This is a genomic window from Cupriavidus sp. KB_39 (assembly GCF_052114485.1).
GTDB lineage: Bacteria > Pseudomonadota > Gammaproteobacteria > Burkholderiales > Burkholderiaceae > Cupriavidus.
Genome location: NZ_JBFREV010000013.1, coordinates 64,702 through 90,095, shown reverse-complemented (window position 1 = coordinate 90,095; position 25,394 = coordinate 64,702). Strand labels below are relative to the sequence as shown.

Sequence of the window (25,394 nt, the reverse complement as noted above, 5' to 3'; positions counted from 1 at the left end):
CCTTACTGCGCCTGGGCCTTGTCGTCGGCCTCGTTCGCCGCTTCGGGGCGCGGTGCCTTGGCCAGCGCGTTCAGCAGCGCGGGATCCTTGAGCACCTGTGCAACCAGGCCCTCGGCGCCGGACTTGCCGTCCATGTAGGTCTGGAGGTTGGCAAGCTGCGTGCGAGCCTCGAGCAGCTTGGCCAGGACATCGACCTTGCGGGCGATGGCAGCAGGCGAGAAGTCATCGATGCTCTCGAAGGTCATGTCCACCATCAACTGGCCCTGATCCGACAGCGTGTTCGCCACCGGGAAGGCCACACGCGGCTTCATCGCCTTCATGCGCTCGTCGAAGTTGTCGACATCGATGTTGAAGAACTTGCGGTCCGCCACTGGCGGCAGTGGATCCACCTGCGTGCCGGACAAATCGGCAAGCACGCCCATCACGAATGGCAACTCGATCTTCTTTTCCGAGCCGTAGATCTCGACGTCGTACTCGATCTGCACGCGCGGCGCGCGGTTCCTCGCAATGAACTTCTGTGAACTGTTGGATGCTGACATGGAATACTCCGTCGAATGCGTGATGATGTGGGACTTGCCGTGAGAACCGCGGCCCCCTTTCCGGCCACAGGGCCTGCGAGAAGCATGTTAGGTCTCGGGGCAGGCGCGGGATATAGGAAACGTTCGAAAGTTCCGAGTCTTGTCAGAAGTTTCTGAGCTAGCGTCAGCGCACCTCAATGAAGTACCAGGTGCCGGCCGTCACCGACCCCGGAGTTGTGGCTCCCGTCGCGTAGTACCGCGCAATGAATGAGAGCGACATCAACCCTGTCGAGGACATCGGAAACATCGGAGTCGTGGAGTCATCGCCTACCGCGATCGGCGTCCCGTCCGCCTTGAGCAGTTGCACCTGGACGTTCTGCGCGGTGCCACTGGATATCAGTCGCCCATCGATCTTCCTAAAGGTGACGAACGAGACTGCCACGGGCTCTTGGCCGCCCTCGCATACCAGGTTGATCGTGAACGCGGTGTCGCCCGCTGTGTCTCCGGCTTTTTTTAAAGCAGCGGTGGGGATGCTTGGCAGCGTGACGCTTTGCCGCACTGCCCCTGTGTGGCGGCAGGTTTGCGTAACGTACTTCCCCGTGAAATTCAACGCGACCGATGGTTTTGTGCCATCCGCGAAGGCAGGGAAACACAGCACGGTCAGGCTCGCAGCCAACGACGTCCGCAGCTTCCGTGGTGAGCACCTCAGCGTCTGCTGTGTGACGGGCAACTTCGCGTGCATCTTCATTCTCGGGGATCTCCACTCACATCGATTCCGCTTCAGCTCGCCGCTGCCACGCAGCGCAGTGTCAGGCGCGTGGCCGAGTCACCGCCCCCGCCCGCACCCGCGCCAGCAGGCATCTCGTACGGGAGGTCGCATGACTCGTTCGTCAATTCGCCCCACCGCGCACGCAGTGCGCCCCTGCCCGCCAGACCGCGCAGGAACGCCAAACCACCCTGACCCACGATCCCCATCGACTTTCCGTCGGCGGCGAACAAGGCGGTGCCCAGCGGCAGGGCCTTGCCGGCCGCGTCATGCATGGCCACCAGCGCCGCTTTGCCTGTGACGGTTGGCATCTTCACGAGCACAAGGGCGTTGAGGCGCGGTACGACCTCGTCACTGGAAGTCTCCAGTTCCACGTCATCCGGCAGGTCAGTCGGGTCGATCGCCACCCGGTTCACGCGGTAGGGCGTCAAGGACGGCAGCAAGGCATAGCCATTGCCGTCTATGCGCGCGCCTTGACCGTTGACAATCCGCCCGCCTTCCGCGCCCTTGGCTTCGACCAGTGCGGCAGCCTGGCCAAGCGGCGGCCCCAATGTGACGCCGCCAGCGTGCGCGACCATGCTGCCGTCCGCGTTCAGGCCGAACTGGCGGCCCTGGTTCCCGATGGAGGCGTTCGCGGCGTATGTGCCATAGCGCGAGCGATAGGTGGCGTTGCCACCGAGCAGATTTGTTTTGTCGCCAGCGCTCGATGTCCGTTGGGCGTTGATGCCGTACGAAATGGGCGCTTCCCCTGCAGTGGACCCATTGAGGCTGGTCTGGAAGGCGCTGTCGCCGTTGGTGTCCACTGTCAAATTCGTCGACACGGAATCGAACGGACCGCGATCCACCGCGGAGTTGCGGCCGAGGGAGATCGTCAGGTTCACGCCGAACAGGGTATGTCTGGCGCGGTTTTGGTCGAACGACTGCTGCGCGTAGATCGTGTATCCAACCCGGCCGCGTCCGCCGCTGAACCCAGCCTGATACTGGGTATCTCGTCCGCGACGGCCATCCCAGTAGTCCTGCGTGCTGCCTGAGAGATACACGGAGCCCATCGTGCCGAGCGGCTGATTGATGCTGAGCTGCAACCGGTTGCGCGTGCGATAGCTCATCAGGTTGCCGGCGGGATTCCGCACGTTCCGCGCGTAGATGGCGTCGCGCAGGCTGTAGAAGCCATTTGTCGAATATCGATAGGCACCTAGCAAGACATTCGTATCAATGCCGGGAATGCGTTTGCTGTAGCTGACGCGCCAGCTGCTGCCCGTATGCGAACTGCTCGGTAGTTCCGTACGCGCCATCGTCACATCCGCTGAGACTGCCCCGATCGGCGTGTTGACGGCGAGGCCGAGCAAGCCTGAGTTGTAACCCTCGGAGCCCAGGACACCCGTATAGCCGGTCAGCATATTGTTCAGGCCGCGCTGGATGGTTGCTTGCACCACCCATGGCTCATCCTGAACGAGCTGGTCGCGGTACTGGCCTGCGGACACGTTGAACTTCGTGAAACCGGGGCGCAGCAGGTTAGGGACGGCGGCAAAGGGCACCAGAAAGGTCTGGCGCCGCCCATCCGCTTCTTCCACCGTAACGCGCAGATCTCCGCCGTAGCCGATCGCCGGTAGGTCGGCGAGTTCGAACGGCCCTGGCGGGACGCTCGTCTCGTAGAGAATGTCGTTGTTCTGGCGGACGACCACGCGCGCATTGCTTTCCGCCACGCCGCGTACGATGGGCGCGTAGGCACGCATCGAGTCGGGCAGCATCCGGTCTTCACTGGATACCTGAACGCCCCGCACACTGAACGAATCGAAAACTTCACCGGTCGTGAAGCTGTCGCCGAGCGTCAGGCGGCTGCGCCAGGACGTGATGTCTCGCTCGACGTAGGTCGCCAGGTTATTCCAGCGCATGCCGCCCTGGCTGCTGTTCCAGTCAAGCGTGGAGCGCTGGCGAAAGCGCCATTGGCCCAGATTCAAGCCCAGTTGCAGGCCAAGATACGCACTGCTCATGTCGGCGCCAGATTGATTGGCGCTGTATGTACTGAAGTTGTACTGGAGAAGCCCCGCCTTGATGCCGGCGTCCCACAGGGCGGGGCTCACGTACCCGTATGGCGTCTGCACCATGCTCGCCTGGGGCACGGTGATACCGAGTTGCAGTTCCGCGATGTCGAGTTCGACCTGTGCGTCAGGCACAAGGTCCGTCAGTCGGATGCATTGGTCCGCTTCGCTGAAGGCAGCGTCTTCTGCTGCGTGACGGGATTGGGCGCCGGCGTCGTCCGCGCTGGATCGAAGCGCCTTGTCAACATCGACGCCAAGACCGCGCAGCGCCGCGATGGTGAAGCAAGGCTCCGCCACGTCACTGTCTGCCACGGCGACAAACTGAACTTCGCGCTGCCCCTGCGAATTTCCATTGAGCGACAGATCCACGTCGTATACGCCGGGCGGCACGGGGTTGCCATTCGTGAAGCGGGAAATGCTCACGACCTGGCCGTTCAGGAACGCTGGATTGAACTGCACCGAGGCGAGCTTGGGCCGATGACGCCGCTTGCTTCGCTCCCGCGGTCCCGTCTTGAGCGTTTCAATTTCCTCGATCGGTACGCCACCTGGCTTCGATTGCACTGCTTCTGCATCCAGCCCGTAGCACACAAATGCGCCAAGGACCATCATCGTCCGTGCCAACGGACGCACAGCCAAACGATGCCTGGTGCTCATAGAAACATTTCGCCTTGCTTTGATGTGATCACGCCTACTCAGCGGCAGCATCAGCGGCTGACGGCGACTACGAGAAGCGCCCTGGGTTGCCTGCTGGCGTTACTGGACCGCGGCGACGTCTTCGACCGTCGCGCCGAAGTCGTTGATTAGGGAATAGGTGATTGCCGTACCGCTTGGTGGGGAGACATTGCGGTCCCCGACTTGGGAAAGCTCGACACTGCCAAATGGAGGGACCATCTGGGGCTGGTAGCTGATGTCGGCGGTGCCGGCTTTGGCCGACACGCTGTCGAGTGACACGTGGTAGCCGGTTGGATTCCCAACCCGCAGCACCTGCTTGCCTTCGGCATTGCGCGCGGCCGTCCAGGTCAACCCAGCACGCCCGGCGGATGGGTCGTCGCGCAACGCGGCAGGTCGATAGAAGAGCTTGATGCGCGTGCCAAACGCAAGCTGGAGCATGTTCCTGCTATCGGCATCCACCGGCTTGGGCGGAATTTCGAGGATGTTGAGCCAGTAGACCGTCTCACGGTCCGCGGGCATCGCCTTGCCGGTGAACTTCACCCGCAGCGTCTGGCCCTTGCCGCCTTCTGCACGGAATACCGGCGGCGTGATGATGAACGGTACGTCGAGCTTCTCAACTGGAACGGACGTATCGCCATCGTCGATCCATGCCTGCACCAGTACCGGCGTGTCCTCGACATTGTTGAGCCGCACGGAGACTTGGCGACTCTTTTCCGGGTAGATCACCCGGGTACCGGTAATGACAATCGCGGCTTGGGCCGGTATCGACACCAGTCCCACTGTGGCCGCAATCAGGAAGGAGAGCCATCGCCAGACATGCATCATTGATCTCCACGCGCTTGAGCGGCTGCCCCGCGAGCGGGCCAGCCAATCTGCCGCATGCCTTAGTTGTAAGCCAGGGTAAAGTTCGCAGTGGTCGAAACCATGCCCGCAGACGTTGCACCGGTCGCGTAGTAGCGGCCGCCGTAGTGCAGCGTTGCGGTACCGACGGCGTCTGCGGCCGTCCGCGCGACCTGAATGGGCTTGCCGCTGTCGCCCAGACGCAGCACCGCGCCGTCGTGATCGAGCAACTGCACTTCAACGTTGCCTGCGGGCGTGGCGGTGGCGAGATTGCGGGCGTTCCCGGTTTCAGGATTGAGGTTCGTGATCTCCCAGTGCGCAGATACGCTGTTCACCCCGACCGGGCAGTTCTCGACATTGATGCTGAACGGCCTCGAGCCGGCGGTATGACCCTTTGTTGTCAAGCTGGCAATCGAGATGGCTGGCAACGTCACGGTCTTGTTGCGATCACCGGCAGTGATCGAGCAGGTCTGCCCCGTCAGCCGGCCAGCGAAATTCACCTGACCCTGCGCGACAACGGCCTGCGCGACAGCGCTCGATGCGGCGCCCATCGCGAGCAATGCTGCGACGGCAACCTGGAGTACTTGCTTATTCATGAAACGTCCTTCCAATTGAGATGCGGATTCAGTCCTTCCGCTGTTGCTGCAAAACGGCGTTGACCAACCTCGGATCCCGCCTCACTTCACGACGAACGCATCGTACAAGCCGGCATTTCCGGCGCATATATGACTCGTACGAAAGTTCCTGTCAGTTCTGCGACATGACTTCCGCTTGCCGCGCGTGCAGGCAGAGCGCCGCCGCAGGAGCCAGCTCGGCATCGCCAATATCGACCTCGATATGCGTCAGCACGGATCGCGACGCGACCGATTCCAGCCAGAGCGCCGACAATCTCGGCAGGATGTGCTGGTCGATGAAACCGATCAGCGCACGCGCGCCCGTCTCCTGCACAAGGCAACGCCCGATCACGTAGTCGACCACCGCCTGGCTGTAGAGCACCGCGATGTCGTGATGGTCCTGCATGCGCTGCACGACGCGGTCGAGGTGCAGGCGGACGATGTTCGACAGCGACGCATGCGCCAGCGGGCGATACGGCACCACGGTCACGCGGCCCAGGAAGGCGGCCGGGAAGGCGCTCAGCAGCGCCGGCATCAGCGCGTCGCGCAGCGCATCGGGTTCGGGCACGTCAGAGGCATCGGCATGAAGATGCGAGATCAGTTCGGCGCCGACATTGCTTGTCAGCAGGATCGCCGTGTTCTTGAAGTCGATGTAGCGGCCATCGCCATCCTCCATGTATCCCTTGTCGAAAACCTGGAAGAACATTTCGTGGACGTCGCGATGCGCCTTCTCCACTTCATCAAGCAGGACCACCGCGTAAGGCCGCCGCCGCACCGCCTCGGTCAGCACGCCACCCTCGCCATAGCCGACATATCCAGGCGGCGCACCCTTGAGCCCGGAGACGGTGTGCGCCTCCTGGTACTCGCTCATATTGATCGTGATCAGGTTTTGCTCGCCGCCGTAGAGCGCTTCCGCCAGCGCCAGCGCCGTTTCGGTCTTGCCGACGCCGGACGGGCCCACCAGCAGGAACACGCCGAGCGGCTTGCCGGGGTCGGTCAGCCCGGCGCGTGCGGTCTGCACCCGTTCGCTGATCCGATGCAATGCGCTCTCCTGCCCCATCACCCGATTGGCGAGTGTGGCCGGGAGGGCCTGTACGGCGGCGACCTGGTTAGTCACCATGCGTCCGGCGGGGATGCCGGTCCAGTCGGAGACGACCTCGGCGACAATCGCCTCGTTGACCTCGGCAAACACGAGTGGCGCCTCGCCCTGGAGTGCTGCCATGGTTGCTTCGCGTTCGCGCAGCACCTCCATCGAAGGCAGCGGCTCCCACTCGCCATCGGTGCCTGCCTCCGCTTCCGCGCCGCGTTCGATCCGTTCGCGCGCGGACAGCAACGCCTGCGCGGCCTCCCGCTGTGCATCCCACCTTGCAGTAATGGCGGCTTCCTCGGTTTCCAATCCGCCAATGCGAGTCCGTACGTCGTCCAGATTCCCGTCGACTTCGAGCCCGATGCGCGCTTCGCTCTCCAGCAGGTCAAGTTCGGCGCGCGCAGCCAGCAACTGCTGCTGCACGTCCTGCAACTCCCGTGGTCGCGTTTGTTGGGAAAGACCAACCCGCGCACACGCCGTGTCGAGCAGGCTGATGGCCTTGTCGGGCAGTTGGCGGGACGGAATGTAGCGGTGCGACAACGCCACCGCGGCGCGGATCGCGGCATCGAGTACCACCACGCCGTGGTGCCGCGAGAACGTCTTCACCAGCCCGCGCACCATGTCGATGGCCGCCGGCTCCTGCGGCTCGTGGACCTGCAGCACCTGGAAACGCCGCGTCAGCGCTGGGTCTTTCTCGATATGGCGCTTGTACTCGGCCCACGTCGTCGCCCCAATCGTCCGGATCGTGCCGCGCGCGAGTGCCGGCTTGAGCAAGTTCGCGGCATCGCCAGTGCCAGCCTGCCCGCCCGCGCCGATCAGCGTGTGGATCTCGTCCACAAACAGGATCACGGTCCCGGCACTCGTCTCCGCCGCGGCCAGTACGCCTTTGAGGCGTGCCTCGAACTCGCCCTTCATGCTCGCGCCAGCCAGCAGTGCGCCCACATCCAGGCTCAGGACCCGCGCGTCGGCCAGCTTCGACGGCACATCAGCCCTAACGATGGCCAGCGCCAGCCCCTCCACGACAGCGGTCTTGCCGACACCGGCCTCGCCCGTCAACAGCGGATTGTTCTGCCGGCGGCGGACCAACACGTCGATCATCGTGCGGATCTCCAGTTCCCGCCCGATCACCGGATCCACCTCCCCGGCGCGCGCGCGGGCAGTCAGGTCCACGCAGTACTGCTCCAGGGGGGAGCCGGCCACCGAGGCGTCTCCGATGGCGCCGGACGCGACGCCAGGCATCGCCGCCGGGAAGTCGGAGCTTTCGTAGGCCGAGTCCCCTTCCTCTGGCGAGTCGATGATCCAGGCCGGCAGCATGGCATTCAGATCGGTCACACCGATCTTCGCGAACTCGGGGGAAATCGACAGCAGTACGCGCCGCAACTCCGGCGACTTCAGTAGCGCCGCCATGAGCCAGGCGCCGCGCACGCGCAGGTCACGGAACTCGAGTGTCGCAACCACCCACGCGCGCTCGATGGCGATGTCGATATGGTTCGAGAAATCGCTGATCGAGCTGGCGCCGGAAGGCAAGCCGGCGAGTGTTCGGACCAGATCCGCGTCGAGCTTCTCGCGGTCCACGCCGCCATGGCGGCAGATGCGGTGCATGTCACTGTCCGGCAGCGCGAGGATCTGGTGCAGCCAATGCGCCAGTTCGACGTAAGGGTTGCCGCGGAGCTTGCAAAACGTTGTGGCCGACTCGATGCCGCGAAACATCGTTTCGCCGAGCTTGCCGAACAGGGTCTTTCTGGATGGGGTCATGGTCTAACGGCAGATGCCGGGAAGGGAATGGGTCCGCCGATGGGCGGTGTTCAGGTCGAGGCGGGGGCGCCGTAGGGCGGCACGTCGCGCGCCAGCTCGTGCACGGTGACGTCGTCTGCATTGACGAATCTGGCGATGTAGCGGACCGGGGTGCCGTCGGCGCCGGACTGGAAGAGGAGTCGCCGGGACAGCCAGCCGTTGTGCTCGGCGAGGAGCTGCGGTAATCCCGTGGCGGGCTGGAGGTCGTCGTGGAGCGTTCCGCCATCCGCCGCGAGCACCGTGAACGCGATGTGCTTCAAGCCAGACAGGCTGTCGAGGTCGCCGAGATAGAGTTCGACGGCCACGTCATGGGAGCAGCGCAGGAGTGCGAGGTCAGTTTCAGGATGTGCCGCACCGGGCGAGGGAGGATCGCCACGCAACGCTTCCGGCGTGGCGGCGCGCCGATCGAAGCTGACGCCCACATAGGCCTCGTACTCAGCCAGTGTTCGTACTTGTCCGAATCCATACGGACCGAAATCGGTGCCCTCAGCGCTCGCGCCGTCCACGCCGAGCAGGGCGCGATTGCGCGCCTGTGAGAGTCTGTCACGCTCGAACCACGCAGTCTTCACCAGCCCAAGCGCCTGGTTCTCGGGCGTGTGGTCATCCCACATCTTGGCGCGATAGTCGCGCGTGTACTCATGCCAGGCGAGCACACGATGCGGGTGATACAGGTCATACCCATGGGTGAAGGCCCGCGCGGCAATCGAGATCTCCTCGCCGTGAAAAAAGTACTCGGGATCATGCTGGACAGTCGTCGAGAAATTCCCGTCGGCAAAGGCAAAGTGCGCGCTATAGAAGCGAGCCTTGAGCGGTTTGGTCTGCGCCTGCCAGTCCGGCATCCGGCGCGACGCCACAAGCAGCGCCCCGGCCGCGACGAAGCGGTCGAAAATGAGGGAGGTGGGATGCTGGCCGCGGCGCGACGGGTCATCGTCCGCCGGCTCGAAAGCTGGCAGATAGGCAGTCAGCACCGGTTTCTCGCTTTCATCGCGCAGCGACTCGAGCATGTCGATGGCCATCCTGTCCCATCCCTGGACGAAACGATGGTGAGAGTCGATCTGCAAGGTATAGGCTTCGCCGGCGTACTGCTGCTGGATCAGGTTCCGCGCCCAGCAGGCGCCCTGGCTTTCCATGGCGGGCACATCGATCAGTTCAACCGTCGCCTCCGCCAGCACAAGCCGATGCACGGTGAGCCCTTCATGCATCACCACTTGCCAATGCGAGAAGCCATGCGCGAAGAACTTGCCGATCATCTCGTCGAGGCCGTGCTGCCAGCACACCACCACGCGCAGGCGTTCCGGCCGCGACGCCTGCCTGATCAGGCTGTGCAAGGTCGGGATCAGTTGCGGATCCCGATAGCTCGCCACCTGCACGAAAATGCTCTCCTCCATCACGTTGCCGCCCTCACCGTCGCCTTCAGTTGACCGCCATGGTGAACACGGCAGTGGCATTGATCAGGCCAGCGGTTGGCGTCTGCGTCCCGGTTCGCAGCACGGTGGCATCGAGGTTGTATGTGAAGAGCTTCGTGTTACCTGGCTTGTTGATGACGCTGGCGTTGTCGTTGGGCCTGAGCACGGTATCGCTATCGCGATCCTTGATCCGGATGCCGAGGTGCTGCGCGCCGGTATTCCTGAGCAGCGAATGATTTTCCGTGTCCGGGGTGCCGGTGAGCTTGGCCGTGATCGATCTGGGCGACGCGGGGCCGATGCATGTCACTTCAAAGTTGATCGGTCGCGTGGGCCCCGTTATCTGCGAGACACTGTTGGCACCAAATGTACCGAAATCGACATTTCGGCTGGGTGTACTTGGGCTGCAACTGGGCAACACGTTGATCCGCGTACTACCGTTGGATACCCGGATAACCGGCCCGCCCGAACCATCGCCGGCGACCGTGGCGATGTTCGCGGCGCTGAACGTCGACGAGGCGTCCATCTCTCCTGTCTTCACAAAATCGACCACCATCCGCAGCCCTGAACGGAAGCCCGGGAAGTACGGCTGATTGGGTTCCGCCGGCCCAAAGTTCACGATGAAGGGAAAGGTGCTGACTGTCCCCGAGCTTCGGACGTAGCTGAGGCGAATGCCGATCCCCTTGAGACCGGATTCCACCACCCCCGGAAAGGCGGTTTGCTGCTTCGCGCTCACGAATGCATAGCGAACCTGTCCGCCCGAGCGCCAATCGCAATTCAATAGCGCCGTGCTGCGTCCCAAGCTCTCGGACGCCCCGCTGCCGAACGTCTCGCCAACTGCAAGATCTGGCCTGACCTCAATCGCCGAGGGAAACGTCACATGGAAGCTGACTTCCCTCTGGATGACATCGATGTTCGGCAGTCCCTTTGCGGTCCACTCATCGATGTCCGCCTGTGTCACCTGACTACATGCCGCCATTGCGCCACCCGCCGGCAGCAGGAGCCCAAGCCCCAGCAACGCGGCGAAGCCCTTGGTATAGCCTTTCATCACAGTACCTGTCGAGATTGCGGGCGACACCGCCGGCTGACCGGCTTGTCGTCCGATGCGTTAATGGGAGTGCCCGTTGGGGCCATTTCAGTTGTCCACGGCGTCCCACTTCGACAGCAGGTCGAGGGGAATGCTTTGAGCGAGTTCGGAGAACCGCTTGCCGACCATGCGCTCCGCCTCGCGCAGCATCACGGTCACGGGGCTGCTTGGCTCGTTGTCTTCGAACCACTCCCGCACTTGCCGTATGGTGGCGAGTGCGGTCCATCGGTCCATTGCCGGGGCGGTGGGGACGGTGGTGGCGGTGGGTGCGGCGTGTGGCGGCGGCGTCGTGGCACGCGGAACGGGGTTGGGAAGGTCGGGCGCGCTCGCTCGCCCAGCCTGCATCTCAGCCACGGGTGCCGGCGGCTGTGCCGCTGGCGCGGGCTCGACCAGCCGATCGATCTCGCTGAATGGCTGCAGCAGTCGGGAAAGCGGGGCGAGGTTGGGCGCGTCGGCCTTCAGTCCGCTCGTGGCCCATGCAGCAATCTGCGCCAACCGGCCGTGGGCTTCGCCAAGCGCCAGCACGACCGCTTCGCCGCGTGCGGCCAGCTCCTTGAGCATGCGCGTCACGCTTTCGGGCGCCAGTGCGTCCTTCTGGCGCGGCATCGCCAGTGCTTTCTCGATATCGCGCAGCTGCAACTGCGCGCCGGCCGCCTTGGGTAGCGGAATCTCCCGCACATCGGCCAGCGCACCTTCCGCGTCCGCCAGCGCGGCGAGCGCATTGGCGAACGTGACGGGATCCCACTCGCCGTCGAAGTACGGTAACGGATGCAGACGGCTGCCATATCGTTCCAGCAGGGCCTGGAGGAAGACCATCCCATCGCGCAGACCTGCCGCGCCGCGCAGCCGCACGGCGGCGCGCAGCAGGATGATGGCCACGCGGAGATCCTTGGTTCGGGCCAGCAGCGCTTCGCACTCGCGCTCGGCCTCGGCCCAGTTGACCGACGCTGGCGTCTCGACGAAGTCACCGTATTGCACGGGCGCCGACGGCGCCACAGCGGCCTGTAGCATGATGAAGGCCGGATCGTATTCCAGGTCATCACCACAGGCGGCTGCGTCCGAAACCGGTTCGAGCAGGTCGTCGTAGCGCGACGTCGCGGCGGATGCCAGGTTCTGCATTGTCATGGGGAGGTTCTCGGTCATGCCGCGTAGGCCTCCGGCTCGAAGACCATGCCGGACACGGGTTGCGCCGGGTCGCACTCGCCCAGCCAGATCGAGTGCCCAAGCCGCTGACGCCCGTCCACGTGCGGCGCTGGCACCTCTTCTGGCTTGATCAGCAACTGGATCTCCCAGTCGTACTCGTAGCCGATGAAGGCACGCACCCATTCGACCAGTGTGCGCAAGTCTTCGCCACGCGGCGCAAGCCGCTGGTAGTGGAGGAAGTCGAGCGGCCCGATCACAAGCCGGAACTTGTGCTGCCGGTCAGCAATCTGCTCGCCGAGCATCGCCGCCTCGCCCATGAAGGACGAAGCGCCCGGGAGCCCCAACCGGCAATGGCCGGACGCGTCGACGCGAATCCAGTGCGGCACGTACTCCTCGACCGCAATCGGCACATCGAAGTACTGCGACAGCGTGGCCGCGATGCCCTCAGGGTTCCGGGCCTCGCGCACAATGTGCGCCGACGCGCCGTAACGGGCGTGGGTAGGCAGGCAGCTCTGGCGCGCTTCGTCCTGATCCGTTCCCATCAGGCTGGCGACGTAGAACGAGAACCGCTCCTCGTCAGGCCGGTCGAGTGCGGCGGTGGACTGGCCCGCAGCCCAGGCGCGATAGAACAGCGACAGTGCGCGATGGTGGAACAGGTCGGCGAAATGCTCGAGAGTCCGGTCCTGGAGCGCGACGGACCGGTGATACGCCAACTCGGTGACATGCAGCGGCAGCGGACCCTGCGGGCCCCAGATGCCCAGGCCGAATAGGCGGATGTCGAGCCGTCCGTGCCGCGTGTCGAGCGACGCGACTTCCCGTGGCGGGAAGGCGAGCACCGGGCGCTGGCCGATGCGGTAGGTCTCCTGAGACGGCAGGTCGGCAGACCCCGGCGCAGGACGGTTCCGGTCGCGCGCGGCAATCGCGCGCATCAGGCTCATGAAGCCCGACTTCCACGGACGGCCGTGGTCGAACCATGCGCGCAGGGCATCCGGCTGCAACGCCGCATTCGGGGACGCTTCCACGGCCCTATACCGCACCGCGACCTCCCATCCGGGGCGCCCAGCGCGTGATCAGGCCCCGCTGCATCGAGTGCAGTTCGGTTTCCGAAAAGACGTTGATCGCCACGTGGCGCGCGAGATAGTGCTCCAGGATCAGGCCGAACAGGTACGGGCTGGCGCCGGAGAAGCCGTTCTCGTCCACCGTCAGCTCGCAGCGTACGCCGCGCCCGTACACCAGCAGGCCATGGCCCGGCAGGCGGCTCACCACGGGTTGGGTCTTCGCGCCGACCAGACTCTCGACTTGCGCGATCTGCTCGCGCTCGCTGCTGGTCACGAAGAGGCGCAACATGTTGCGCAGCGCCTGCGCGCCTTCGCCATGATCGAGTTCCGACAGCGGCATGTAGTTGAAGCTGAGCTGGCGGATCAGCCGCCACGCGGCTTCGTCGCTCGCGTAGGGTGCGCGCGGAGCGCTCGGCGCATGGACGAGGCTGACGGCCTCGAGCGGCACCGCATCAGGCATGGTCAGATGGCCGCCCACGCCGCGCGGCATCAGGCGCGGCAGGTCGCGGTTAGTCACCCACGCCTCCACGGACAGGTAGCGGATATCGTCGGCATATGGCGCTTCGGCCTGGTCCACCAGCGACAGGAACACCTCCGTGCCGATATAGGCCGTGCGCGTGCCGTACTTGCGGGCATCGCCGGACAGCATGCGCTGCTCTCGCCGCACCGAGAAGTACCGGCCATAGTTGCCAAGGTCGCTGTGGAGGGTCTGGTACAGCGGATTGAACTGGATCTCCGTCGAGGTCTCCGCCCTCTGCCCAAACACGCGCGAGACCGAGTAGACCTCGTAGTCACGCGGACGTGCGCGATCGACCACTAGATGGAAATCCGTCAGGCTGCGGTCGACCTCCACACGGTCCGTGCGTCGGGGGAACAAGTTGACGATTGGCGTACAGAACAGCAGGAAGCGGCTGCCATCGACATGCACGCCCAGTTCGTCCGGCATACGGTCCAGCAGCAGCACGATCTCCGCTTCCTTGCCGTCCACGTGCGACAGGCCCTTCGCCAGATCCGTCAGCACGAAGAAGTAGAAGCGTTGCCGGCAAGAGAAGTATTCCTGGAGCAGGTTATGCCCGCTGAACTTGTTCCAGCGCAGCGGCAGCAGGCTCTGGTCCGGCTCGAAGCCTTCGAACGCGACCGGTGCCCTGGACACGACATGGCATCGCACATGATCGGTGACGCCCTCCGGCCGCACCACGGACGCGACCGCGCCCGCATGGATCAGCTCGAACAAGTGCGAAGCAATGCGTTCGTCGCCGTCGATATAGAGCGGAAGCCGATCCAGCCCCTTGATCTCGTTGAATCGAATGTCGCCAACCGTACGCAACCGCAGTCGCAGCGCGCCGCGCAACTGGCGGTGCCGGAGCAGATGCCCCGTTTCCGGGAGATCTGGCGGTACGGCGGTCAGCCGCGCATCGACGATCTCGATCGGCCAGAGCGTGACGTCCTGCCCGGTGCGGAACTCGCACGCAGTCTGCTCGCCGGGCGGGACTGCGGAGCGCATGACGCTATGGCGTGCCACCTTGAATCCCTGGCTGAACTCGCCCTCGCGCAGGCTCGGATGCAGCCGCGCCACCGCCATCGAAGGCGTGGGCGCCACGTAGTTCGGGTAGACGACTTCAAGCAGCCGCTGGGTGAAGCGCGGGAATTCCGCATCCAGTTTCAGGTGCGTGCGGGCGGACATGAAGCAGAACGCCTCGATCATCCGCTCGACATAGGGGTCGGCGACTTCGATGCCCTCCATGCCCAGCCGGCGCGCAATCTTCGGATGCTGTGCGGCGAACTCGCCTGCCGATTCGCGCAGGTAGGTCAGCTCGCGGTTGTAGTACTCGAGAAACTTCGGATCCATGTCAGCCTGCCGATCCCGGGGTATGGCCCGACTGGAGCGAGACCTTGCTCAGTTCCAGGTCGAACACGCTCTGGATGCGGAATTCGAGCGGATAGGGCGTCCACTGCATCAGCGCCTCGATTTCAAACATCATCTTGTTGTAGCGCCGTGCGGAAGTGTCGCGCAGCGGGCGTAGCCGTACCGTGTCCGGAATCAGCCGGGGCTCGAAGCGGGCGATCGCGGTACGCACCCGCTCCTCAAGCCGCTCCCAGGTCATTTCCGTGGCGAACCCGCCGGAGAGCGGCGGAATGCCGTAGTTGACGACCGAGTTCGCCACCTCGGGGTAGGCCTCGGCGTCGAGTTCCTCGTTCAGGTTGGTGGTATTCAGCAACAGGCCCAGATCGCGCTGGATGATGCGACGCATGCCGCGCTCGTCCGGGGCGTAGGCCTCGGCCGGCTCGCTGCGTTGCTGCGGGGCATCGTCCTGCAGGCGATCCAGCAGGGAGGGGAGGTACGCGTTGCGGAACCCGCCGTCACGTGGTGGCATGGCGTTCTCCCGTGTCGTCGGACGTGTCGGCCGCGATATCCGGCATGGCGAGGCAGCTATCCATGCTCGATGCATGGTGCTCCTGGCGTGCCAGCAGCGCGAACTGGCCTGTGCGGCGTGTCTGTTGATGGCGGGCAGCGAAGAGTCTCAGGATCTCGTGCCGGGGCGGCGGCGAAAACAGTTGCTGCGCGCCGAAGCTGTCGAGGCTGTCCAGCACGCGGTCGATGCGGCGCGGCCCAAGCAGATCGTCGAACAGGCAGACGGCGGAGGTCGCCTTCGTATTCAGACGAAGCGGATCGGGGGGCAGCGGACCGGACGCGCACCCGGCTCCCAGGCGCTTGAGCCGCTTCGGCACCTGCCCAACGGACATCAGCGCCTCGCGGTACTCGACAGCAAGCTGCCCGAGCACGTCGGAGGCGTCGAGGTCGGCGAGTGGCAGGCTGGCGTCGGAAGCGTGCCGTACCAACGCGGTATCCGGCAGCGGCGGCACATCCTGCGCGCCGCCCATGGCCAACGCGACCAAGTCGCTGTAATCGGAGGACATGGACACCGCGCCCTCCTCGCGTGCTGCATCTGTTTCGTTCATGGCGCCGTTCGAGGCTGGAAAGAGTTTTCCAGAGAACGAAGACTAGCAAGCCGGCGCCGGGCAATCTATTGAACTAGTCCGATTTTTCCAATGCGTTCGCGCGCCTTTCGACGCCACGCCAGTGACGCATGGGGCGTATCAGGAGAAGTGGTCGCATTTCTCGGAGAATTCCGATGTGCGAGCGCGTCGCGGCCCTCTACAATCCGGCCGTTTCAGACCTTCCATATCGGACACACATCGCCATGCATCAACTGAACTTCGCGTCAGGTCAGCGCATCCGGGTCGTGTTTGCGGGCGACCGGCCCTTGGCCAGACTCGGCGTGGAGCACATCACCAGCACGTCTCCGCAGCTGGAACTCGTGGGCATTCACGCGACTGCCGAGGAGTTCGAACGGTCGTCGCGTGCATTCGAATGCGACGTGGTGCTCGTCGATTACTCGATGCGCGGCCGGGATGACATGGATGGCATGGCGTTATTGCGATACCTGCGGCGCACGTATCCGAGCATTGCCGCCGTCGTGCTGCTGGCGCAGGAGAACCCGGTGCTAGTCCGCGCCATTCTTGCGCGCGGCATGACGGGCATCGTCAGCAAGTTCGACGAAGTGGGGCATATCGTCACGGCGATACGCGAAGCCCGGCGCGGTGTGGCGTACCTTTCGCCAGCCATCGGCCGGTTGCTCGCTGCGCCGGGCGGCGGGCTATCGGCGCGGGAGATGGAGGTGGTGCGGCTCTATGTGTCCGGGATGACGATCAGCGAGATCGCCGCCAGGACGCACAAGGCGAAGCAGACGGTGAGCACCCAGAAGAACCGCGCCATGCAGAAACTGGGGCTCCGGAACGACATGGAGTTGATCCGCTGTGCCGCCTCGCTCGCGTTGCTTGACGACGTTAGCCACTAGGCCGCGCCCGACACGCTCGCCACCAGCCCGACCTCGTTCGCGTATCGGTACAGGTCGCCGTCACGGTCGATGCCGAGCTTGCGCATCGCGTTGAGCTTTTGCGTGCTGATGGTCTGCTTGGTCCGCCGCAGGACGGCCGCGATCTCGGAGACGGTCATGCCGGAGACGAACAGGCGCACCACCTCGAGTTCCCGCTGGCTGAGTGCCCGCAGCCGTGCGTCGTCGCCGCTGCCTTCGGTGACCGGCCAGGCCTCCAGCAGCGATTCCACGCGCGGCGAGGCATAGCGATCCCCACGGAATGCGGCATGGATGGCCGGCACCACGTGGCCCGGGTCGTCGGACTTGCTGACGACGCAGTGGATGCGCTGGCTGAACAGCGAGCGCAGCACCATCGGGTTGTCCATCATGGTCATGACCACGAGCTTGAGCGCCGGATAGCGGCGCGTGAGGAACGAGATCAGCGTTCGCCCGTCGCCGTATTCGCCGCCGGGCATGGCGTAGTCCGTGACCAGCACGTCGCAGGGCGTACGCTGTAGCAGATCGACGAGTTCGGTCGAATTGCGCGCGTCGCCCACACAGGCAATGGTGGGAACGGCGGCGACGACATGGCGGTTTGCAAGCGTGAGCACAGGATGGTCATCGGCAAAGATGACCCGGATACCGTAGCGACTCATAACAGGCCTGATGTATTGCAATCCCCCGCTGGGCCGGCGGTGGGCTTCCTGTGGCCCTCGGCATGCTCGCGCCATTCTTCCACGATGCGCTGCCGGATCTTCGGGGAGGCCAGCAGGAATTCGTTCATCTGCGAGATGAAGACCTTGCGCTCTGCCTCACGCAGGAGTGCGAACGATACGAGCGTGCGCATCAGGTTAGCCCTGTCTCCCATTGCCGAATCCCCAAAGTAAATCCATCCTGCTTCATATTGATTGCGACGAGCAAATGCGAATGGCATGCCTGGCAGGCACGTATCGCGTCACATTACCAACCAATGCGGCTTAGCGATATAGGACGAGTCCGAGAATCCTTGGGGAAAGCCTGCTTCAGCCGAGCGCCGCAGCCGCGCGCGCGTCGTGCCGTGCCAGACGCACCAGCAGATGGTCGACCTCCGACCTGGCGGTAGGCGTCATCGCCGCCGCCGGCTTGCGCTGGGCGGCCGAGGTCAGCAAGCCGCGCCGCATCATCACGTACTTGCGCACCGCCAGCCCCGCGCCGGGCTGCTGCTCGTAGCGCAGCAGCGGCAGGTGGGCATCGAACAGGTCGTGCGCGGCCTCGCGCTGGCCGGCGGCGGAGAGGCGCACCACGTCGCAGAGCATGTCCGGGAAGCAGTAGCCCGTGTTGGCGCCGTCGGCGCCCCGCTCCATCTCGTAGTCGAGGAACAGGCCGTTGTTGCCGCAGAGGATGGAGATATGGCGCATCGAACCGTCTTTCTCGAAGCCGCGCAGCGTCGAGATCTTCTCCAGCCCGGGCCAGTCCTCGTGCTTGAGCATCACGCACGAAGGCAGTTCCTGCACGATGCGGCGGATCACGCCGGGCGTCATCTGCACCGAGAAGGTCAGCGGGTAGTCCTGGATCACGAACGGCACGTCGGCGCCGATGGCCTCCACGGCCTGGCGGTAATAGCCGACGATCTGGTCATCGGTGCGCAGCGTGTTGGGCGGGGCGATCATCACGCCGGCCGCGCCGCGCTCCATCACCTCGCGGGTCAGCGCGCGCATGGCGGCAAACCCGGGCGCCGACACCCCCACCACCACCGGCAGCCGGCCCGCCCGGCGGATCATCTGCGCGGCCACCTCCACGGATTCCGCGTGCTCCAGCTTGGGCGCCTCGCCCAGCTGGCCCAGCACGGTGATGCCGGTGGCGCCGCAGGCCAGGTAGAAGTCGGTCAGGCGGTCGATCGAGGCGATGTCGATCGTGCCATCGTCGAAGAACGGCGTCGGGGCGATGGGGAAGACGCCGCGTGCGTCAGCGGTCAGCGCGGTGAAAGCGGGGGAAGGCATGGTGGCTCCTGGGGGGGTAGTCAGGGAAAGCGAGCGTCAGGGTAGCCCCAAGCGGCGTCCCCTTCAAGGTCATGGGATTTGTTAGCATCACGGCATGGATGTCAGATTTCTCCAAAGCTTCGTGACGGTGGTGGATGTCGGCTCGCTCGCGGAAGCGGCGCGCCGGCTCGACCTCACGCCGGCCGCCATCGCGGCCCGGCTGCATGCGCTCGAGGAGGAGATTGGCGTCCCCCTGGTGCGGCGCGCTGGCCGCTCGGTGGTGCCGACCGAGGCCGGCATCCGCATTCTGGAGCGCGCGCGGCAGGTGATCCGCGATGTGCGCGACATGAGCACCGTGGCCAGCGGCGACGCCTCGCTCGGCGAATTCCGGCTCGGCTCGTTCGTGACGGCGATGGGCAGCATCGTGCCGCCGCTGCTGGGCCAGCTCTACCGGCGGCATCCGGACGTCAACCTGTTCGTCAAGCCGGGCCGGTCGATCGAATTGTGCGAAAGCCTCGTGCGCGGCGAACTCGATGCCGCCATCGTGGTGGAGCCGCAGTTCGCGGTGGCCAAGGGCTACCAGTGGGCCGAATTCATCGCCGAACCGCTGGTGGTCGTCGCACCCGCCGCGCTGGCCGGGCAGGACCCGCACGCGCTGCTGGCCACGCAGCCGTTCATCCGCTACGACCGCTCCGTACTGGGCGGGCAGCTCGCGGACCGCTACCTGCGCGACCACGATATCCGGCCGCACCAGCGGCTCGAGGTCGATGGCCTGATGGTCATCGCCGCGCTGGTGAGCGAAGGGCTCGGCGTGGCGCTGGTGCCGGATTGGGCGCCGATGTGGGACGGCCCGCTCAAGATCGCCCGCCTGCCGCTGCCGGACCGCGCGCCGGTGCGCCGCGTGGGCCTGATATGGGCCACGCACGGGCCCCGCGCCTCGCTGGCCGAAGCCCTGCTCGACGAGGCCCGCGCGCTGTTCCGGACCACCCGGACCTGACACCCCCCGGACACCCCCCTACTCCGGCGTCTTGCCACGGGTCTCCGCCGCGCGCAGGAAGTCGAAATCCACCCCCTGGTCGGCCTGCGTCACCGTCTGCAGGAACAGCTTCAGGTAGCCGCGCGGCGCGCTCGGTTCGATCCAGTCCGATGCCGCGCGCCGCTGCGCCAGTTCCTCGTCCGATACCAGCAGGCTCAGCTCACGCCGGCTCACGCTCAGGCGGATACGATCGCCGGTGCGCACCAGCGCCAGCGGGCCGCCCACGGCAGCCTCGGGCGTCACATGGAGCACCACCGTGCCGAACGCGGTGCCGCTCATGCGGCCGTCCGAAATCCGCACCATGTCCTTCACGCCGGCGCGGGCCAGCTTGCGCGGAATCGGGATATAGCCGGCCTCGGGCATGCCGGGGGCGCCTTTCGGGCCGATGTTGCGCAGGACGAGGATGTCGTCGGCCGTCACGTCGAGGTCATCCGAGTCGATCCGCTCGACGAGGTCCTGCGAGTCCTGGAACACCACCACACGGCCTTCGTGCTCCATCAGGCGGGCATCGGCGGCCGACTGCTTGATGATGGCGCCGCCCGGCGCCAGGTTGCCGGCCAGCACGGCGATGCCGCCCTGTGGATAGATCGGCGCGGCCATCGTGCGCACCACGTCCTGGGCGAAGCCGGGGCCGGCGGCCTCGATCTCCTCGCCCAGCGTGCGGCCGGTGACTGTCAGCGCGTCCAGCCGCAGCAGCGGCTTCAGCTCGCGCAGCAGCGTGGCCATGCCGCCGGCCTTGTGGAAGTCCTCCATATAGTGCTGGCCGCTCGGCTTCAGGTCGAGCAGCACCGGGGTCTCGCGGCCCATGCGGTCCAGCGCCTGCATGTCGATGTCCAGCCCCACGCGCCCGGCGATGGCCGCCAGATGGACGATGCCGTTGGTCGACCCGCCGATGGCCAGCAGCACCCGCATCGCGTTCTCGAATGCCGCCGGGGTCAGGATGCGGTCGATGGTCAGCCGCTCGCGCGCCATCTGCACCGCGCGCGCGCCGGTCAGCTCGGCAATGCGGATGCGGTCTGCCGTCACGGCGGGCGGCGTGGCCGCGCCGGGCAGGCTCATGCCCATCGCCTCGGTCAGGCAGGCCATGGTGCTGGCCGTGCCCATCACCGAGCAGGTGCCGACGCTGGCCACGAGCTGGTTGTTGACGTCGGCGGTCTCCTCGGCGTCGATCTCGCCCGCGCGGAACTTGCCCCAGTAGCGGCGGCAGTCCGTGCACGCGCCCACGCGCTCGCTGCGGTGCGAGCCGGTCAGCATCGCCCCGGTCACTAGCTGGATGGCCGGCACGCCGGCCGAGGCGGCGCCCATCAGCTGGGCCGGCACGGTCTTGTCGCAGCCGCCGATCAGCACCACCGCGTCCATCGGCTGGGCGCGGATCATCTCCTCGGTGTCCATCGACATCAGGTTGCGCAGGTACATGCTGGTCGGCGCGGCAAAGCTCTCGTGCACGGAGATGGTCGGGAAGGCCATCGGCAGCCCGCCCGCGAGCATGATCCCGCGCTTCACGGCCTCCAGCAGCTGCGGCATGTTGCCGTGGCACGGGTTGTACGCGCTCCCGGTGTCGGCAATGCCGATGACCGGTCGATCAAGCGCGCTGTCCGTATAGCCCGAGCCCTTGATAAACGCCTTGCGCAGGAACAGCGAGAAGCCCTGGTCGCCATAGTTGGTCAGGCCCTTGCGCAAGCCGGTGGCGCCGGGCTGGCCCTGGGTCGAATCCGTCGATGGGGTCGATTCCGTCGATTCGGGAGAGGAGGAGTCCTTGGGTTTCTGAGTCATGGATGCGGCGTGTGCGAACAACAATCAAAAAGAATTCGGAAATCGGCGATGGCGGTCAACCATCCGATTTGATCTGGGCATCGGTAATCACCTTCTCCCAGCGCGATACCTCGGTGCGCAGGCGGTCGGCGGCCTTGTCCGGGGAGGTCGGCGCCAGCGCGTAGACGCCCTGTTTCAGGAACTGCTCCTTGACGTCCGGCGCCTCGAGCATCTTGGCCAGCGCGGCGTTGAGCCGATCGACCACGGCCGGCGGGGTGCCGGTGGGCGCCAGCACGCCGAACGTGGAACTGACGTCCAGCGCGGGCATGCCGGCCTCGGTGGCCGAGGGCACGTCCGGCAGCATGGAGATGCGAGCCGGCGCGGCCACGGCCAGTGCGCGCAATTGTCCGGACTTGATGAACGGCAGCGAGGCCGGCGCGGTTTCCACCATCATGTTCACCTGCCCCGCCACGAGGTCGGTCATCGCCGGGCCGCTGCCCTTATACGGCACGTGCACCATGTCGATCCCGGCCTCCTTGCGGAAGATCTCGGCGGCCATGCGCTGCGGCGCGCCGGCGCCCGACGACGCATAGTTCAGCTTGCCCGGATGCGCCTTGCCGTACTGGATCAGTTCCTGCAGCGTGTGCACCGGCAGCTTGGGGTTCACCACCACCACCAGCGGCACCGAGCCCACCACCATCACCGGTGCGAAATCCTTCACGAGATCGTAGCGCAGCCGGCCCTTTTCGAGCGTGGCCATGGTCGAGTGCGAGGTCAGCGCGCCCATCAGCAGGGTGTAGCCATCGGGCGCGGCCTTGGCGACGGCCTCGGCGCCGATATTGCCGCCTGCCCCGCCCCGGTTGTCCACCACCACCTGCTGGCCCAGCGCCTCGGTGAGCTTGCTGGCGATGATGCGGCCGATCACATCGGTCGCCCCACCCGGCGGATAGGGCACCACCAGGCGGATCGGCTTGTCCGGCCACGCAGCCAGCGCGCTGCGCATCGAGACGGCCAGCGGCGCGGCAAGGCCGGCCAGCAGCAGGCGGCGCCGGACGGCGCGGTAGGTGGGGGTCATGTTGTCTCCGGTGTCTTCTTATATAGGTAGGGGACAGCGCGGAGGGGCGAGGCCTCGGGCAATACGGCGGGGGACGCGCTGCTGCCGACAGTCTGGCGGCTGTCGAAAGCAGAAAAAAGCGCTTTTCAGACCGATGAACGCAAAAATTCTTATGGTTCGACCGGTCTGCCCCCCCGGGCCTGCGGTCAGGTCGACTGTTTGACGAAGGCCAGCAGGTCGGCGTTGATCACATCGGCATTGACCACGCACATGCCGTGCGAGAAGCCGGGATACGTCTTCAGCACCGCCCCCTTGACGATCTTGGCCGACAGCCGCCCGGCGGCGTCGATCGGCACGATCTGGTCGTCCTCGCCGTGCAGGATCAGCGTGGGCACGTCGAACTTCTTCAGGTCCTCGGTGTAGTCCACCTCCGAGAACTGCTTGATGCACTCGTACTGGCCCTTGATGCCGCCCGCCATGCCCTGCGCCCAGAAACTGTCGATGGTGCCCTGCGACGGCTTGGCGCCCTCCCGGTTGTACCCGTGGAACGGCACCGCCAGGTCCTTGTAGAACTGCGAGCGGTTATCGGCCACGCCCTTGCGGATGCCGTCGAACACGTCGATGGGCAGCCCGCCCGGGTTGGCGGCGGTCTTCAGCATGATCGGCGGCACCGCCCCGATCAGCACCGCCTGCGCCACGCGCCGCGTGCCGTGGCGGCCGATGTAGTGCGCCACCTCGCCGCCGCCCGTGGAATGGCCGACCAGCGTGGCCTGTCCGACATCGGCCTTCTCCAGCACGGCCGCCAGGTCGTCGGCATAGGTGTCCATGTCGTTGCCACCGGACGGCTGCCCGGAGCGGCCATGGCCCCGGCGGTCATGGGCGATCACGCGGAAGCCCTGCTGCACGAAGAACAGCATCTGGGCGTCCCAGGCGTCGCCGCAGAGCGGCCAGCCGTGCGAGAACACGATGGGGCGGCCGTGCCCCCAGTCCTTGTAATAGATCTCCGTGCCGTCCTGCGCGATTGCGAAAGCCATGATGCGTGCTCCTTGAAGGGGGTGGGACAGGGGGGGTGAGCGTGAACTGCCAGGCGGGAACGTTTCATCAAAGGCGATGGCGGCGGCAAACGCAAGCCGTGGGACGCGCGCTTCACAACATTTCACGCCACATGAACGATGAGCGTTTGCTAAGCTTCGCGGACCTATCCCCCCACGACCACCGGAGACAACCATGGGCCAGCGCATCACCCTTTCCGTACCGGACGGCAGTTTCGCCGCCTACCTCGCCACGCCGGACGCCGCCAACGCGCGCGGCACGGCCATCGTGGTCATCCAGGAAATCTTCGGCATCAACGCCGACATGCGCGAGACCTGCGACAACTTCGCGCGCGAAGGCTTCGTGGCGATCTGCCCCGACCTGTACTGGCGCCAGGAACCCAATGTCGAGCTGACCGACAAGACCGAGGCCGAGTGGAAGCGCGCGCTGGAGTTGTACAACGGCTTCAACGTGGACAAGGGCGTGGCGGACATCGACGCGGCCATCCAGGCCGTGCGCCAGCAGCCGGGCGTGACCGGCGGCGTGGGCACGGTCGGCTTCTGCCTGGGCGGGCTGCTGGCCTACCTGACGGCCGCGCGCACCGGGGCCGATGCGGCGGTGTCGTACTACGGCGTCGGCATCGACAAGCACCTGGACGAGGCGCCCCGTATCGCCAAGCCGCTGCTGATGCATATCGCCGAGGAAGACGAATTCGTGCCGGCCGAGGCCCGCGCCAAGATCATCGAGACGCTGGAAGACAGCCCGCACGTGGAGATCCACACCTACCCGGGCTGCCAGCATGCCTTCGCCCGCAATGATGGCGTGCACTACGTGGCGGATGCAGCACAGGAGGCCAACGCCCGGACGCTGAAATTCTTCCAGGCGATGAAGTAACGGGATGGGTTTCTCCCCGCAGCCGCCAGCCGGAGCGGGGAGAAAAAAGGGCGTTTCGTACTAGTCCGATTTGCGGCGACGCAACATCCCCCCGCTTGATCCATGCCAAAATGCCGGCTGGTCCAACGCGGAAACGGAGCTTCGGGGATGTATCGCGGCGAACGGTTCAACGGCTACAGCCACCTCGCGGGGGCGGTCCTGGCGGCCGCCGGCATGGCAGTGCTCGTCACTTCCTCGGCCCTGCACCACGATGCCTGGAAGGTGGTCAGCTCGGTGGTCTACGGCACCACGCTGGTCCTGCTCTACACCATCTCCACGGTCTACCACAGCATCCGCGGCCCGGCGAAGGACATCTTCCGCCGGCTCGACTACTGCGCCATCTACCTGCTCATCGCCGGCAGCTACACACCGTTCGCGCTGGTCACGCTGCGCGGCCCCTGGGGCTGGACGCTGTTCGGCGTCAACTGGGGCCTCGCGGTCATCGGCATCATCCAGGAACTGTGGATCGGCCACCGCACGCGCATCCTGTCCCTGTCGATCTACGTGATCATGGGCTGGCTGGTAGTCTTCGCGTTCGACCCGCTCACCGCCGCCCTGCCGCGCGCCGGCCTGTACTGGCTGGTGGCCGGCGGCGCCACCTATACCGCCGGCATCGGCTTCTTCCTGTTCGACGAACGCGTGCGCCACTTCCACGGCATCTGGCACCTTTTCGTCCTGGCGGGCAGCTTCTGCCAGTTCGTCAGCATCCTCTACTACGTCGGCTGACGAT

At 65.6% G+C, this 25,394-nt stretch carries 23 protein-coding genes; 4 read left to right on the top strand and 19 right to left on the bottom strand.

The features are described from left to right. Nucleotides 1-2: 2 nt before the first annotated feature. The 13 genes from tssB to AB4Z27_RS12420 form a co-directional block, all read right to left on the bottom strand. Nucleotides 3-539 carry a type VI secretion system contractile sheath small subunit gene (gene tssB, locus AB4Z27_RS12480; RefSeq protein ID WP_092293794.1) on the bottom strand — a complete coding sequence of 179 codons (537 nt, stop codon included), beginning with the start codon at nucleotides 537-539 and terminating at the stop codon, nucleotides 3-5. A 163-nt stretch (nucleotides 540-702) separates the two neighbouring features. After that, nucleotides 703-1,266, bottom strand: a complete 564-nt coding sequence (locus AB4Z27_RS12475; RefSeq protein WP_092293796.1) for a fimbrial protein — start codon at nucleotides 1,264-1,266, stop codon at nucleotides 703-705. 32 nt (nucleotides 1,267-1,298) lie between these two features. Next, complete coding sequence (locus tag AB4Z27_RS12470) at nucleotides 1,299-3,977, bottom strand: fimbria/pilus outer membrane usher protein (protein WP_441644553.1); 2,679 nt, start codon at nucleotides 3,975-3,977, stop codon at nucleotides 1,299-1,301. 99 nt (nucleotides 3,978-4,076) lie between these two features. Next, nucleotides 4,077-4,817: a fimbria/pilus periplasmic chaperone gene (locus AB4Z27_RS12465; RefSeq protein ID WP_441591371.1), complete on the bottom strand. Its 741-nt coding sequence runs from the start codon at nucleotides 4,815-4,817 to the stop codon at nucleotides 4,077-4,079. A gap of 62 nt (nucleotides 4,818-4,879) precedes the next feature. Further along, the gene (locus AB4Z27_RS12460; protein WP_092293800.1) at nucleotides 4,880-5,431 is read right to left on the bottom strand and encodes a fimbrial protein; all 552 of its coding nucleotides are present in this window, start codon (nucleotides 5,429-5,431) and stop codon (nucleotides 4,880-4,882) included. 151 nt (nucleotides 5,432-5,582) lie between these two features. Further along, nucleotides 5,583-8,291 (bottom strand): type VI secretion system ATPase TssH, encoded by a 2,709-nt coding sequence (gene tssH / locus AB4Z27_RS12455; RefSeq protein WP_441591281.1) that lies wholly within the window; start codon nucleotides 8,289-8,291, stop codon nucleotides 5,583-5,585. A gap of 50 nt (nucleotides 8,292-8,341) precedes the next feature. Further along, on the bottom strand, nucleotides 8,342-9,718 hold the full coding sequence (locus tag AB4Z27_RS12450) for a GlcNAc-transferase family protein (protein WP_092293804.1): 1,377 nt from the start codon (nucleotides 9,716-9,718) through the stop codon (nucleotides 8,342-8,344). 25 nt (nucleotides 9,719-9,743) lie between these two features. Then, nucleotides 9,744-10,781 carry a fimbrial protein gene (locus AB4Z27_RS12445; RefSeq protein ID WP_092293806.1) on the bottom strand — a complete coding sequence of 346 codons (1,038 nt, stop codon included), beginning with the start codon at nucleotides 10,779-10,781 and terminating at the stop codon, nucleotides 9,744-9,746. Between the two features lie 87 nt (nucleotides 10,782-10,868). Continuing rightward, nucleotides 10,869-11,939 (bottom strand): ImpA family type VI secretion system protein, encoded by a 1,071-nt coding sequence (locus tag AB4Z27_RS12440; protein WP_441591370.1) that lies wholly within the window; start codon nucleotides 11,937-11,939, stop codon nucleotides 10,869-10,871. 20 nt (nucleotides 11,940-11,959) lie between these two features. Continuing rightward, nucleotides 11,960-12,985: a type VI secretion system baseplate subunit TssG gene (tssG, locus tag AB4Z27_RS12435; protein WP_255370782.1), complete on the bottom strand. Its 1,026-nt coding sequence runs from the start codon at nucleotides 12,983-12,985 to the stop codon at nucleotides 11,960-11,962. Between the two features lie 4 nt (nucleotides 12,986-12,989). Beyond that, the gene (gene tssF / locus AB4Z27_RS12430; protein WP_092293808.1) at nucleotides 12,990-14,870 is read right to left on the bottom strand and encodes a type VI secretion system baseplate subunit TssF; all 1,881 of its coding nucleotides are present in this window, start codon (nucleotides 14,868-14,870) and stop codon (nucleotides 12,990-12,992) included. Between the two features lies 1 nt (nucleotide 14,871). Continuing rightward, nucleotides 14,872-15,396, bottom strand: a complete 525-nt coding sequence (tssE, locus tag AB4Z27_RS12425) for a type VI secretion system baseplate subunit TssE (RefSeq protein WP_092293810.1) — start codon at nucleotides 15,394-15,396, stop codon at nucleotides 14,872-14,874. Next, on the bottom strand, nucleotides 15,383-15,982 hold the full coding sequence (locus AB4Z27_RS12420) for a TagK domain-containing protein (RefSeq protein ID WP_092293812.1): 600 nt from the start codon (nucleotides 15,980-15,982) through the stop codon (nucleotides 15,383-15,385). Before AB4Z27_RS12420 ends, tssE begins: the two co-directional genes overlap by 14 nt. A gap of 242 nt (nucleotides 15,983-16,224) precedes the next feature. Here AB4Z27_RS12420 and AB4Z27_RS12415 point away from each other — a divergent pair, with 242 nt between their 5' ends. Then, on the top strand, nucleotides 16,225-16,881 hold the full coding sequence (locus tag AB4Z27_RS12415; RefSeq protein ID WP_092294372.1) for a response regulator transcription factor: 657 nt from the start codon (nucleotides 16,225-16,227) through the stop codon (nucleotides 16,879-16,881). Here the strand turns inward: AB4Z27_RS12415 and AB4Z27_RS12410 are convergent. The 3 genes from AB4Z27_RS12410 to AB4Z27_RS12400 all read right to left on the bottom strand — a co-directional run bounded on the left by AB4Z27_RS12410 (nucleotide 16,878) and on the right by AB4Z27_RS12400 (nucleotide 18,878). Further along, on the bottom strand, nucleotides 16,878-17,555 hold the full coding sequence (locus tag AB4Z27_RS12410) for a LuxR C-terminal-related transcriptional regulator (RefSeq protein WP_092293814.1): 678 nt from the start codon (nucleotides 17,553-17,555) through the stop codon (nucleotides 16,878-16,880). The two genes, AB4Z27_RS12415 and AB4Z27_RS12410, sit on opposite strands and share 4 nt — an antisense overlap. Beyond that, the gene (locus AB4Z27_RS12405; protein ID WP_143093877.1) at nucleotides 17,552-17,833 is read right to left on the bottom strand and encodes a hypothetical protein; all 282 of its coding nucleotides are present in this window, start codon (nucleotides 17,831-17,833) and stop codon (nucleotides 17,552-17,554) included. Before AB4Z27_RS12405 ends, AB4Z27_RS12410 begins: the two co-directional genes overlap by 4 nt. Before the next feature lie 88 nt (nucleotides 17,834-17,921). After that, complete coding sequence (locus tag AB4Z27_RS12400) at nucleotides 17,922-18,878, bottom strand: dihydrodipicolinate synthase family protein (RefSeq protein WP_092293818.1); 957 nt, start codon at nucleotides 18,876-18,878, stop codon at nucleotides 17,922-17,924. 94 nt (nucleotides 18,879-18,972) lie between these two features. Here AB4Z27_RS12400 and AB4Z27_RS12395 point away from each other — a divergent pair, with 94 nt between their 5' ends. Then, a complete protein-coding gene (locus AB4Z27_RS12395) occupies nucleotides 18,973-19,854 on the top strand; it encodes a LysR family transcriptional regulator (protein ID WP_149138440.1) in 882 nt (293 codons plus the stop codon). A gap of 18 nt (nucleotides 19,855-19,872) precedes the next feature. On the opposite strand, the gene AB4Z27_RS12390 is transcribed toward AB4Z27_RS12395, so the two are convergent. From AB4Z27_RS12390 to AB4Z27_RS12380, 3 genes are all read right to left on the bottom strand, one after another. Further along, entirely contained in the window at nucleotides 19,873-21,666 is a 1,794-nt protein-coding gene (locus AB4Z27_RS12390; protein WP_255370783.1) for an IlvD/Edd family dehydratase, read from the bottom strand. A gap of 55 nt (nucleotides 21,667-21,721) precedes the next feature. Next, a complete protein-coding gene (locus tag AB4Z27_RS12385; RefSeq protein ID WP_092293824.1) occupies nucleotides 21,722-22,720 on the bottom strand; it encodes a Bug family tripartite tricarboxylate transporter substrate binding protein in 999 nt (332 codons plus the stop codon). 185 nt (nucleotides 22,721-22,905) lie between these two features. Beyond that, nucleotides 22,906-23,733, bottom strand: coding sequence for an alpha/beta fold hydrolase (locus AB4Z27_RS12380; protein WP_092293826.1), 828 nt, complete (start codon nucleotides 23,731-23,733; stop codon nucleotides 22,906-22,908). Between the two features lie 193 nt (nucleotides 23,734-23,926). On the opposite strand from AB4Z27_RS12380, the gene AB4Z27_RS12375 reads away from it, so the two are divergent. Both AB4Z27_RS12375 and trhA read left to right on the top strand, forming a co-directional pair. Then, the gene (locus tag AB4Z27_RS12375; protein WP_441591278.1) at nucleotides 23,927-24,625 is read left to right on the top strand and encodes a dienelactone hydrolase family protein; all 699 of its coding nucleotides are present in this window, start codon (nucleotides 23,927-23,929) and stop codon (nucleotides 24,623-24,625) included. A 147-nt stretch (nucleotides 24,626-24,772) separates the two neighbouring features. Then, nucleotides 24,773-25,390, top strand: coding sequence for a PAQR family membrane homeostasis protein TrhA (gene trhA, locus AB4Z27_RS12370; RefSeq protein WP_092293830.1), 618 nt, complete (start codon nucleotides 24,773-24,775; stop codon nucleotides 25,388-25,390). Nucleotides 25,391-25,394 lie beyond the last annotated feature (4 nt).